Below are 13,043 nucleotides of genomic sequence, written 5' to 3' on the forward strand. Positions count from 1 at the left end.
TTAAGAAAATATCAAAGAACTCTTACAATAAGCACTCAGTTGGCGAGGACATTTCTTACAAGTTCATCGTACGTTCGTTCTGCAATTAACCTACCGTCTTTCATTTCATATATTTTTGTACAGTCACGTAGGGTTGTGATTCGATGAGCTATTATAAAAATAGTTATATCAGTAGTAGCTAAACGACTTATAGCTTCATTCACTTCCCGCTCAGTTTCATTATCAAGTGCACTGGTTGCTTCATCCATAAGTAGGATTTCAGTACGCTTATAAAGTGCGCGTGCTATGCCAATACGCTGCCTTTGTCCACCAGAAAGACGTGAACCTCGTTCTCCAATAAGTGAATTTATCCCATCGGGTAGTGATTGTACAAAATCAGCTAATGAAGCCTGCTCAATGGCATATTGCAACCGTTGCTCATCCACATTTTTGTCGGCTAAAGTTATGTTGTCCCGAATAGATGCTTCCATTAAGAAAGTATCTTGTTTTACATAGCCCACAAGACGATACCAAGCGTCCAGATTGTGCTCAGTTAACGGATGGCCATCAATGAGTAACTGACCTTGTTGCTCTTCATAAAAGCGAAGCAATAGGTTCATCAACGTAGTTTTTCCTGAACCAGAAGATCCAACTAACCCTATACGCTCACCTTTGCTTACTTTAAAAGATATATTGTTAAGGACAGGTTTGATTGTTTCTGGAAATGCAAAAGTGACGTTGCGTAATTCAATTGAATGTTCAAATACCAACGGCTGTTGTAACGGTGCTACTTTTTCTTCCAAATGCCTATGCAAGCTTAAGTTATCGAATACAAACCTATGTTGCTTTAGGGAAACCAAGGACAAAATCAAGCGATTAACAGAGGGCATCAAACGGTATGCTGCAGCTGCAAACAAGCCGATAATAGTTACCAAATTTTCAGTATTTTCTGAGATCAGAAGGGAGTATAGAAAAATAGTAGCAACTGCGAGAATTGCCACCATCTCAATCATTTTGAGCGGCAGTTGGCTATATAAGTAAGAAACAGCTTCTAAATCTTGTAGTTCCTCTTGGTTCTCAAGCACCTTGTCTTTGACTTGAAATTGTTTGCCTGCTAATTTAAGCTCAACGTATCCAGCAAAGGCTTCTGACATTAGTTTGAAAGTAACCGGTTTCAAGACATCTGCTCTGATGCCTATACGCATGGACCTATTGCGCAGTACACGATATGTGAGAGAAGTAGCAGGGCCTAACACTACTGCTAATACAAGAAATAAAGCTGGTTGATAAATTAATATTGCAATTACGATAACTAGAGTTACAACTAATTCAGAAAAAAATTGAAACAACTGCCTTATTATTCCATTCACAAAAATCTGAGGCACTCCAACTGTGTAATGAATAAGATTAGAAGTACCTACTCTGCTAAAGTCCCAAAACGACAGATTATTATACTTACCAAGCTGGTTATTAACTACCTTCAAAGCAATTTCAGCAGTAAAACGCACCTGTTGATAATTTACTAAAGTAGTAAATGCATTTTTAACCAAAAAGAATATTATTAATCCTATAATCAGGAAGACTAGGAATGTTTTCTCCGATTGAAAATGCAAAGCATGATATACCCAATTAGTAATAGAGTTACGAAAAATTGAACCCGGGCGCGAAGCAGCTATAATAATGGGAACCAGTGAGGCTAGTCCAAATACATCTATTACAGATGACAATATTAATAGCAGAAACATCCAGGCAGCCTTGCGCTTTTGAACACTGGACAAATAGAACAGGAAATTGCGAACCGATTCGCTAATAATACCTTGGCTCATTCTTTTGTGTAAATGAAAATGCCTCTGCTGCAACTTATATCGTCAACCTTGTAATAGGCACTTTTTTCGCTACAAGCTGAACATGGTGGCCCTGAGTCGAGAGTTCTCAAGATTTGAACCACAAAGATAGGCAAACCCTAGCGATAGATGCTTCCAGAGGTCTACTCAGTGCGAGAACCTTTGTAGTATCCCGTGTATAAGGCTGTTCCCAGCAATAGATTAGTAATTCGAAAGTATAAAGGATCGAATGCTTGTTTATTAGGTATGAGTGTAAGTAGCTTCATTAAGAGTGGACGCAACACTGCGGTTGTAGTATATACACCCGACTTCAAGAACCCGTAGTGATATGCTAATTCGATATGACCAAGTTCAACTGCTACTCGTCGCGTTTCACCTCCACGTTGCCGACGAGATAACCAAGCCTGAACATTCATTCTATCAGCCTCATTATGATACATTGTGCTGGCAGGGTAGATATAAGGCTGAATATGGTTTTTTTCTAACCGTTGACTAAATTCATGATCCTCAAATCCTGCATGAGGAAAGTTCTCGTTATACCCGCCTACTAGCTCGAAGTCTGCTTTGCGAATAGCAAGATATTGGCTCGTAACCCCGGTAGCCGCAAACAATTGTTGGTCGTCCCAAGGTAATCCGCGACACCATCCTTTTAAAGAATCAAAACCATAGTAGTGCAGATAACGCCCAAATTGAGTACTCTGCACATACGCCTGTAGCTCTGGCGGATATATCCAGTTTAAGTTAAAGCACTTTGGCTGATGCGCGTACTGTTGATGCAACTCTAAAGTGGCCTTGATGTTATCTGCATTAATCCACATATCGTCATCCATGAATACTAGCAAGTCGGCGGCGGCTTGCTTACCGCCAAGGTTACGGGCTGAAGCCACACCACTTCTCGGATTGTCAATTACCCGAACTTTATCTTTGTATTCATTAGGAAGAGAAATGCTTTCTGTCTTTGAATCATTAATAATAAGCACCTCTGCTTCGATGCCTTTCAAGGCTCTGTAAACTCTTTCTAGAGTAACCGCCAGGATAGCTTTACGGTCTTTTGAAGCAATGATGAGACTTAACGTAGCTACAGACATGAGAACAATGAACTCTGATTGCGTAAATTATAAGCAAAGTTACACTGCTATGCTTTACTCTGGAGTAGTCCGGTAAAAACGGACAGGAAGTTAAGATATATTGACCTGGAAGTCGTACTCAAATTGGTGCGGTGAGCGGCAGGTTGGAGCAGAGGGTCGCCGGTCGAGGTTGAAGTATGTATCGAGATGGTAGGCTACTCCAATCGGGCTTCTTCGAAGTAGCAAATGGTGCCGCCGTGGGGCTACAATTCGCTTTTGAGCGTGCTCCAACCAGCCTCCTAGGTGTTAGTATACGCCGCGGTACAGCCGGCTATTGATAACTAGCACCGGCACTTTTGAGATGTGCGTTCGCGGCAAACTGGGCTGGTGTATTGACTACCGCGATTAGCGTAGACAACTAGGCTTGCTGATGGATAACGGCGGCAGTGTCAGGGCCTACTCTATGGCTGTGAACGTCAGCGCGAAGATATCTGTTAGCGAGGTACCAGTCCGCCACCTGCCGCGGATGACCATCGCGCTAATGAACAATAGCGCAGGGAATGGTGCAAAAAGCAGCGGTGGCCGCAACCTGCTCGATAAACTGGCACTGCTCATGATTGAGGTAGCTGCGAGAAAATAGTCACGGCGTTTTCTCCTCCTGATCCATGCATTTGAGTTAGGCGCACGAGCGCGCTTCATCTTGTCACTTTCCGCCCTGCGGAGCACGGCCTCAGCTAAGGGCCGGCGCTGCCAGCGGCCGAGCAAGACAGATATTATTCTCTGGGCATGGGCCACGTCTGTTTGCAGTGTGTCAGCGGCTGCTTAGCATACACAATCAGCTTAAAGAGCTGACGTATCTTTCTTGAGGATTTGCAACAAGCCTCTTAGGAATATTTTACTGATTATGAGTAGAGTAAGGCAATACTTCATATTGTCTTTTTTACTCAACTACTTCTTTCGATCAGTTGCATAAAATCACTGATAGAACAAGATTTTTAAACGTTCCAAGACAGGTTAGTATTTGTCTAATCAAACTGCTTCGTACTGCAAAGCTATAGCTTACTTATCTTTGGACCTTCTCAAAGGCATTTAGGCCATAACCTGCTCATGATATCAATAGTAATCTGCTCACGTGACCCGCAAACTCTAAGTGATGTCAGCCAGGATGTAGAAGCTACCATTGGCGTTCCTTACGAGATCATTGCTATAGACAATAGTCAAGGCAAGTACGGAATTTGTGCAGCGTACAATGCAGGAGCGGAACAAAGCAAATATGATATTCTTTGCTTTATGCACGAGGATATCAAGTTTCTAACCCCTAACTGGGGTACTATCGTAGTGAGAACTTTCCAAGATAAATCTATCGGGGCGATTGGAGTAGCCGGTAGCACTTACGTGCCTGTTGCACCTTGCCCATGGTGGGAAACCGGAGAAAGCAACAACAGAACTTATATTTCCCATACTGTAGAAGATACTATTCAAGAAAAGTTTTATAAGAATCCTAATAATGAATCACTCTCTGATGTAGTAGTTTTAGATGGTGTGTGGATTTGCACACGTCGCAGAATATGGCAGCAAAGCCCTTTTGATGAAAAAACTTTCCCAGAATTTCATTTTTATGATGTTGATTTTTGCAGTGAAGTTTATAAAAATCATAGAGTGTGTGTAACTTTTGATATACTAATAGAACACTTTTCTCATGGCACCTTAAATAGTAGCTGGGTAAAGAACGCTCTCAAGTACTATAAAAAGAGAAGCAAGGAATTACCATTAGGTAAAACCACGTATAGTGAAGAAGAAATGAAGCTCATCAACGAGGCGTTATACATCAAATTTATATACAGATTAAAGGAAGTTTCCGTAAAGCGAAAGGTAATAGCGAAATATGTTTATAATCTCTTCCTTCTACAACCCTTTAAAAAGGACAGTTTATATCATGTTAAGCAGCTTTTAAAAAGATAACCTTTATTATTAGTTTAATTTCAGATATGAGATTCTCACTAGAGTATATCGATTAACATTTATTACTATATTATATACGACAACTCCATCCTATCTGCGTAAGGTCTCTATATTAATAATACGCCTTTACATGACGACTTCCAGGTGCCAAAAGAGTTGAGAGTGAACTTCTAGATATCTAGAAGTTCACTCTCAACTCTTTTGGCTGTCTATATTGTAGTTCGATCAATGCAGAATTATTACTATTTACAAATAAATATGGTAGCGCGATAAATAGTCTACCAATACTAAAGCATTGCGCAATGCTCCTTACAAGTAACACAACGCAATGTTTTTATACTGCATTTTACAATGTAAATATTGCATACCACAACATATACTGCGAACTTAATTACGCTATTTTAATTACCTGCAATTTATACTTTACAAGAGCATAAATTGACTGTAATTTACAAGCCACGCCCTAACAGCAGCTTAACAATAGCTTTAGCCTTGTGCTTATTGATATAGTTAAACTTATTAGAATCGTGGAGTAGATGTGAAACAATTTTATAGCTATGTTTTTTATAAATATATTCTTTATTTAGCTCATGCTTATTATCGACATTTGTGACTAACATCGAACCAATAGTTACTCTATAGTAGAAGCATAATTCATCTAGAAAATAAAATCTTCCTCCTAAAAGGAACATATTAACCCACAGTTCCCAATCCTCATGCCCCATGGCAGGCATATTGCCATCATAGCCTCCTGCTTTTTCCCACATTGACTTCTTGTAGATAGCACAAGCATCAATATAGTTGCAGTCAACCATACGATTAAAATCAAATTCACCAACATAGTTATTACCAACATTTCGTACGCCATCATTTTCACCGAAAAACACAGAGTTACCATAAACAACGTCTATAGACGAGTCATCATCCAATATAGCAACAGCTTTAGTGAGATAATTAGCATGTAGCCTGTTATCGCTATCTAAAGGAAGAATATATTTCCCTTTCGCTAAAGCTATACCATTATTCCTCGCTGCGGCTAGGCCAGCATTGGGCTGTTGAATAACTTTGTACTTCTGAGTTGCCAGTTCTTTTATTTTTGTTTTAGTTAGTTCATCTGTTGATCCATCATCAACGATTATTATTTCATAGGCAAGATCACCGGCATTTTGCTCAATGCTCGAAATAGCCTCTTGAATGTAGGCGCCATGGTTGTAACATGGAATAATTATTGAAACTACCACACGGTTGAAGCTCATGATTTAAAAGCAAAGGCAAAACCCAATTATCTAGCTGTTTTTAATACTAATTGGTTGTAATAGCCTTCCATTACCCCCCCTATCTTCTCTTGATTATACGCTTGCAGCACTTTATGACGCGCAGCTTTTCCTAAGCTAGTACGTAGTTCAGGATCTTTTAGCAACTTAATAATGGCATTTGCTATTTCACGAGGTTGCATAGGGTCAACTAGTAAACCTGCTTCGGGTGAGCTGAGCATATCATACATCCCTCCCTGCTTGCTTGCCACAATGGCCCTACCGGCACTCATAGCTTCTAAGCACACATTAGGAAAGTTCTCCCATATACTCGGAAATACGCAAACGTCGGCTTGGGCTAATAACTTAGGAATTTCGGGGGCAATAGCTTGGGTGAACTCTAACTTGCTTTCATAGCCTGGCAAGTTCTTCTTGATGTACTCATCCATCATCATGCCTGGGACAATGGATGCTATAGGCTTTCCAACAAAGGTGAATGTAACATCAGGTACAGCCTCGCATACATACGGAATGGCCTTGGTCAATTCTACCAAGCCCTTCCGTATTTCTAGCCGCCCAATGAATGTAACTTTTTTAGTGACTGGATTCGCTGCAATTGGAATTTCTAGGAACTTCTCATTAGGTATAAAGGGGTAAGGGACGTTGAATATTTTCTCTCTAGGTATACCCCACTTTTCAGACACGTGGTCTCCAAGCGAAATGGAAGGCGTATGAATTTGATCGGCAATAGCTGTTACCTGGTAATCAATATCATTGATATCCTTTTTCCAGATATGTTGCTTCCAGTAAGGTTGGCGTATTTCTCCTCTTAGTAGGCCTCCTAGTATGTATCTGAGCTTTTGAGAGCCAGATAAGAGAATGTTGTACGTGAAGTTTATTTCATGGATGAATTGAGTTGGCGTATGCAATTTCACTACCATAGGTAGGGTTGAGAAACGCCTCTTTATTTCATATCCGTCGCCTTTATACTCTGGCGATTCTATCAGATCAAATTTGTCTTTGAGATGCCGCTCTTCAAAAACCGGCAGCACCAGCTTCGGAAACGCCTGCGTGTTATTGGTATGAATCCGGTGAACCAACAGGCCTTCGTATTCCTCGGATACAGCACGAGTTGGCGATGCGCTAAACACCTCCACATCGTGCCCCCGACTCTTCATCATCTTCGCCACCTGATTAACATAGGTAGCAATGCCCCCTACGGCAGTATCTGGTGGGTACTCAAAACTTATGAATGCAATTCTCATGAAACCTCCTTTTGGCCTGTAAAAATTTAATGTAGAATTCTTCTATAGATTGATCCTAACTTCCTTCTTACCCTAGATATTATTGAGTTATCAACATATGCAATAGGATAAGTTGCAATCTGCTTATCTATTGTACTATTGATTTCACCTTTATTAACCCCCATTTTCTCGAGGCGAATGGCATTTTTTTCAAAGAGAGACTTTTTAATTAAAGCAAGTTCATTTTTACTAATCTCTGTATTTATCTCTTTAATAGTATTCGTGTTGTGCACTCTGTAATTAACAAGAAAATCATTTAGATAATACACATCCCCATATAAGCACACTCTTAACCACATATCCCAATCACAGAAATACTTAGTATTAATATCAAATACACCAGATTTTTTAATCACTGAACTACGCAACATAACTGCAGGCATGGAAATCACATTCCATTCATAATACAATATTTTAAAGTACACATCTCCCTTAATTAAAGTATCTTTTTTATGAAATTTATCCCAATTTTTAGAATATGATTTCCCCCAATGACTTTCATCTACTATTTTATTATTTTCATCAATTATTTTAATATTTGAGTGGACAAGAACAACAGATTTGTTATTATCCAATACAGCCACCCTTTTGGCTAAACTTCCTTTAAACATTAAATCATCATCACTAAATATAGCTATATACTCACCATCAGCTAGCTCAAGTGCTTTATTATGGTTGTTTACAACCCCAAGATTTTCATCATTCCTATGATAAATTATTTTATCAGACTTAAATCCTAATACAGTCTCTTTGGTGTTATCAGAAGATGCGTTATCAGTTATAACAATATTAAAATCTTGGAAATCTTGAGACAAGATACTTTCCACAGCTTCCTTTAGAAATGCTGCTCTATTATAAGTAGGAATTATTATCGAAACCTTGGGCATAAAATCTGATTAAATTACAGTGCTTAAATACTTCCCTCTTAACACACAATCGTCAGACCAGAAGTAATTCCATTGGCCAAAACGACCAGCTAAAAATAGGCTGCCATCCTTTGCTGACTTTTCTTCACCAAATTTGGCATTCCAGTCCACCATTGGTTCTAAATCACCATCCTCTCTTACCAAGCCAAACTGTTCTAGCCAGGTATAGATAGTATTTAGTGCTTCCCTTCGAGAATGATCGAAAATCACATTCGCATACGCCGACCATTTGGTATGCACAGCATCTATATGTTGTAGTGATTTTACCAGCCCCATTTCGACCATTTCTTTACTGACAGCTGCAGCTATTTCTTCCTGGCTTTCTTTGGCGGTTTTGTATTTCGAGAAATACACTTCAACTTGAATACCCGTTTTCCCTTCAACACCGTTAGCTGGAGATAACAGCTCTGTGAAATTTATGCGAGAGCTATATTTATCCTCATCATAAACATACATCCAATTATTTTTTCGTTGGGTTGGATGATTAGCAATGATATTTACCAATAATACAGAAGAGCAGCTTAGTTCACTAGCAGCCTGTTTTATTTCTGCTGGTGCATCGCTCTGTTGAATTAGTATTGGCAAAGGGATAGTACTAACAAGCGTATTGAAGTGCATACTAGTACCATCAGAAAAATGAACTACTCTTTCAGAAAAAGAGGTAAAAGACACCTTTTTACCATACTCTACATTTGCTCCTGTTAGCATCTTTTGGGCAAAGGAAATATACCCACCCTGCTTAGGGTACCTAACGGTAGTTATGTAATGAGTTGATTTTTCTAGTGGGTGTTGAGCACCTTCTAGCACATCGCTTACTGCCGGGAAGTACATTCTACCACCTACCCAATCTGTTGTTAAGTTAGAAGGCTCAGTGGTCCAGTATTTTCTAGTGTAAGCAGCCGGGAATTGCTGCGCGAATGTCTTGCCATATGCAAATTCCAGCCACTCCTGGTAGTTAGCTGAAGCGAATTCCGCCTTTTCGGTTGCCTCCCTCATCGCCAAGAAATCCCTGACGCACTCTTCTCTCACAGCTTGTGGAGCGGCGTACAGATTGGTCTGAGCGGGATGCGGTATCCAAGAGCCTTTGTAGTAGTTAGCCGGGAATACGGGGTACTCTACATACTCAGTGCTGTCAGCAAATAGGCTACGTACGTACTCATGCTTTGTAAATGAGACGTGCGGGCCTTCATCCCAGGTGAAACCATCTCGGATTTCACTGTGGATGTGTCCACCCGCGTAGGTATTCTGCTCATATACGACACACCGCTCATGTCCAATATGATAGGAAGCGCTTATCCCTGCTAGGCCAGCTCCAAGAATTACAATCATCGTATCTCTACTTCGCTGCTCCTACTCCGACCGTCTGTAAGTATTTAGCCAGCACTTCCACGATGTAGTCGTAGTGTACTTCTTCTAGGCCAGGCCACACTCCTAACCAAAACGAGCGGTTCATGATCGTGTCGGTGTTTTCTAGGCCACCTACTACTCGATGCTCAATGTTTTGGTAGGCCGGCTGGCGAAGCAGGTTGCCCGCAAATAGCAAGCGCGTCCCGATTTTGTGGTCCTCTAGGTGCTGAATGAGATCTTGGCGCTCAATCGGGCTGTTTTCCCGAATGGTCAGCAAGAAGCCAAACCAGCTCGGATCGGAGTTGGGTGTGGCTTCGGGCAGGATGAAGTGCTCTTCAAACTGCTTCATCTTCTGGTACAGCATGGCGTGGTTCTCCCGACGGCGCTGCACGAAATGATCGGCTTTGTTGAGTTGGCTTAAGCCAATGGCGGCCTGCATATCGGTCACTTTCAAATTGAAGCCGATGTGCGAGTACGTGTATTTATGGTCGTAGCCGTAGGGCAACTGGCCTAGCTGCCAGCAAAAACGCTTGTTGCAGGTGTTATCTTTACCGGGTTCACAGTAGCAGTCGCGGCCCCAGTCGCGGAAGCTTTCCGCCAGCATCTTCAACCGGATATTGTTGATCAGTACTGCGCCGCCCTCGCCCATCGTGATATGGTGGGCCGGGTAGAACGAGAGCGTAGCCAGGTCGCCGAAGGTGCCTGTTTTCTTGCCATTGTAGGTAGCGCCCAGAGAATCGCAGTCGTCCTCAATCACCCATAGGTTGTACTTCTGAGCCACGCGCATTACCTCGTCGAGGTTGAACGGATTGCCCAGCGTATGCGCAATCATGATGGCTTTGGTTTTAGGCGTTACGGCTTGCTCAATCAGCTCAGGCTTGATGTTGTAAGTCGGGATATCTACGTCTACGAACACCGGCACACAGCCAAACTGAATCATAGGGTTTACGGTGGTTGGGAAACCCGCTGCCACCGTAATTACCTCATCGCCGGGCTTAATAGCTCGGTCGCCCAATTTGGGCGACGTGAGCGTGTAGAACGCCACCAGGTTAGCCGACGAACCCGAGTTGACCAGAATAGAGGACTTGCAGCCGAACCACTTCGCCAGCTTCTGCTCGAACTTAGGACCGAAGCGGCCGGTAGTGAGCCAACCATCCAGCGTAGCATCTACGCCATACAGAAGGTCTTCTGCATCTAATACTTTGCCAGTGACAGGTAAGTAATCCTGACCGGGAATGAATTTTTTAGTGGTGTTAGCCTCCGCTTTTTGCGTTAAAAGCTGCTGTAACTCGTCGCTAAAATTTTTGTACATGGTGTGAAAATTTTATTCCCTGTAACATCGATTAGCAACAGAGACCTTTTTTATTTAGACCAAATTAACTAGACAAACTGCCTATATATCTCCTAATACCTTCTTCGATTCCTATGGAAGGCCTCCATTCTGGTATTTGCGCAGAAGCTTTCTCAGAACTAATAGCTAAATATTTCATGCTTTCATCCCGAGTATTAGCTGTACCTAAAAAGGGAGTAGCGTCACGGTTGAAAATAGAAAATATATACTTTACTAAAGTAGCAATCTGAATAGGCGCCTCATTTGCCAAATTATAGATACCTATTGGCAAGTCATTTTCAGCGATTAGCCTTACCATTGATGCAACATCTGCACAGTGCAAGTATTGTCTAATTTGAGTACCAGCGCTTAGCTTCATAGGCTGCCCCTTCTGTAAAGAGTTTATTATATAAGGAATGAGTCGATTCGGATTCTCACGCTCTCCGTAAATAGTTGGAAGCACGAAATGAAATACCTTTACGTTATAGATATTATTTACTATAAACTTCGTAAGCAATCGTTTAGAAGAGCAATAATGGTTAGGTATATTAAAATAACTAGACAAAACCTGCTCTTCATTTAAAGGGGAAACCTGACTTGTATCACCTATCTCAAAGTAAGACCCAAAGCTGACCCACTTCCCTGAAAAACCATTTTCGCTTAAATAATTAAGTATTTTTATGGGGTAAAACGCATTCACATCATAAATAATATCACTATCGGCTTTACCACCTGCTTGAACACCAGTAGCAGCACAATAAACAATTACATCACAGTCAAGCAAAGAGGATAACTCTACCTTTATTTGAGGATATTGGAATAAATTAAATATAATATTATCTCGCTCGTCATCTTTTGCTTCTTTGCCAAAAAGAACGAGTTGGTAATTTTCTTCCTTGGAAAACTCATCAATGACGTAAGAGGCCAGAAGTGAGTTAGAACCTATGATGGCTACCTTCATAGTGAAGCATAACGTTGCACGGCCTCTATTGTGTACTCCGATGCATTTGAGGGATTATTACAGAAAATCTTGTACCAATTAATGGTTTCTGAAATAGCCTCCTTTGACGTATACTTAGGCAACCAACGTAGTTCGCTAGTTGCCTTGCTGATGTCAAGCTTTAAGAGCCCTGCTTCATGCGGCTGGTTAACTAAAGGTGGCGACACATAGCTACCGCTACCCCATATAGAAACAGCTGTTTCAACTACGTCACCCACCGTCTTATTATCCTCTGCATAAGGCCCGAAATTCCAAGCACCTCCATAGCTGAGTGGTTCGGCGGCAAGCTTGGCACCGAGCAACAGATAACCGCTTAGGGGTTCTAGCACGTGCTGCCAGGGCCGCACAGCTTTCGGATTACGCACTGTCACGGGCTGCTCGGCCCGTAGCGCCCGCACGATATCCGGAATAATGCGGTCCTTGGCCCAGTCGCCGCCACCGATTACGTTTCCGGCCCTTCCTACTGCAATACCTTTGCGGTGCTGCTCATAAGCGGCCGGGTTAAAAAACGACTGGATGTAAGAATTAATGACCAGTTCCGCGCAGGCTTTGCTGGCGCTATAGGGGTCGTAGCCGCCTAGGCGGTCAGTTTCGCGGTAGGGATATACCCACTCCTTATTCTCGTACACCTTGTCGGTGGTGATGAGAACAATGGTGCAGGGTTTCTCCAGTTTACGCACGGCATCGAGCACGTACGCCGTGCCAATGGCATTTACGGCAAAGGTTTCGGCCGGAATCTCGTAGGACAGCCGTACCAGGGGCTGAGCGGCCAGATGGAAGATGAAATCAGGCTGAAACGCTACAATTTCCTGCTCTAGCCTTTTATGGTCGCGCAGGTCGGCAAGGACTGATTCGCAGAGTGTGTCCCCTTGAATCAGATTATACAGGTCTTCCGGCTGCTCAGGAGCCAAGGCATAGCCTTTCACCTGGGCCCCGAGCAAGTGTAACCACTGCAACAGCCACGCCCCTTTAAAACCAGTGTGGCCGGTCAGAAATACCTTTTTGCCTTGATAAGTAGTTTGTAAATCCAT

11 protein-coding genes are annotated in these 13,043 nt (G+C 42.1%); 2 read left to right on the forward strand and 9 right to left on the reverse strand.

All coding sequences use genetic code 11. The annotated features are described in order from the left end of the window. Positions 1-35 precede the first annotated feature (35 nt). Together EU557_RS04210 and EU557_RS04215 are read right to left on the reverse strand one after the other, a co-directional pair. Complete coding sequence (locus tag EU557_RS04210) at positions 36-1,805, reverse strand: ABC transporter ATP-binding protein (protein ID WP_135529145.1); 1,770 nt, start codon at positions 1,803-1,805, stop codon at positions 36-38. Positions 1,806-1,966: 161 nt separating this feature from the next. Then, positions 1,967-2,911 carry a glycosyltransferase family 2 protein gene (locus EU557_RS04215; protein WP_135529146.1) on the reverse strand — a complete coding sequence of 315 codons (945 nt, stop codon included), beginning with the start codon at positions 2,909-2,911 and terminating at the stop codon, positions 1,967-1,969. A 442-nt stretch (positions 2,912-3,353) separates the two neighbouring features. Between EU557_RS04215 and EU557_RS25685 the strand changes: the two genes are divergently transcribed. After that, complete coding sequence (locus EU557_RS25685; protein WP_210115975.1) at positions 3,354-3,530, forward strand: hypothetical protein; 177 nt, start codon at positions 3,354-3,356, stop codon at positions 3,528-3,530. A 467-nt stretch (positions 3,531-3,997) separates the two neighbouring features. Continuing rightward, complete coding sequence (locus EU557_RS04220) at positions 3,998-4,852, forward strand: glycosyltransferase (RefSeq protein ID WP_135529147.1); 855 nt, start codon at positions 3,998-4,000, stop codon at positions 4,850-4,852. 449 nt (positions 4,853-5,301) lie between these two features. Here the strand turns inward: EU557_RS04220 and EU557_RS04225 are convergent, their stop codons facing one another. The 7 genes from EU557_RS04225 to rfbG all read right to left on the reverse strand — a co-directional run bounded on the left by EU557_RS04225 (position 5,302) and on the right by rfbG (position 13,043). Next, positions 5,302-6,108: a glycosyltransferase gene (locus EU557_RS04225; protein WP_135529148.1), complete on the reverse strand. Its 807-nt coding sequence runs from the start codon at positions 6,106-6,108 to the stop codon at positions 5,302-5,304. A 26-nt stretch (positions 6,109-6,134) separates the two neighbouring features. Beyond that, positions 6,135-7,370 carry a glycosyltransferase family 4 protein gene (locus EU557_RS04230; protein WP_135529149.1) on the reverse strand — a complete coding sequence of 412 codons (1,236 nt, stop codon included), beginning with the start codon at positions 7,368-7,370 and terminating at the stop codon, positions 6,135-6,137. A 26-nt stretch (positions 7,371-7,396) separates the two neighbouring features. Beyond that, positions 7,397-8,296, reverse strand: coding sequence for a glycosyltransferase (locus tag EU557_RS04235; protein ID WP_135529150.1), 900 nt, complete (start codon positions 8,294-8,296; stop codon positions 7,397-7,399). Positions 8,297-8,305: 9 nt separating this feature from the next. Continuing rightward, positions 8,306-9,664, reverse strand: a complete 1,359-nt coding sequence (locus EU557_RS04240; RefSeq protein ID WP_135529151.1) for a protoporphyrinogen/coproporphyrinogen oxidase — start codon at positions 9,662-9,664, stop codon at positions 8,306-8,308. 7 nt (positions 9,665-9,671) lie between these two features. Then, on the reverse strand, positions 9,672-10,994 hold the full coding sequence (rfbH, locus tag EU557_RS04245) for a lipopolysaccharide biosynthesis protein RfbH (RefSeq protein WP_135529152.1): 1,323 nt from the start codon (positions 10,992-10,994) through the stop codon (positions 9,672-9,674). Between the two features lie 64 nt (positions 10,995-11,058). Beyond that, entirely contained in the window at positions 11,059-11,973 is a 915-nt protein-coding gene (locus EU557_RS04250; protein WP_135529153.1) for an NAD-dependent epimerase/dehydratase family protein, read from the reverse strand. Continuing rightward, entirely contained in the window at positions 11,970-13,043 is a 1,074-nt protein-coding gene (rfbG, locus tag EU557_RS04255; protein ID WP_135529154.1) for a CDP-glucose 4,6-dehydratase, read from the reverse strand. The genes EU557_RS04250 and rfbG overlap by 4 nt, the downstream gene beginning before the upstream one ends.

The sequence above is a fragment of the Hymenobacter wooponensis genome (genome assembly GCF_004745865.1).
Lineage (GTDB): Bacteria > Bacteroidota > Bacteroidia > Cytophagales > Hymenobacteraceae > Hymenobacter > Hymenobacter wooponensis.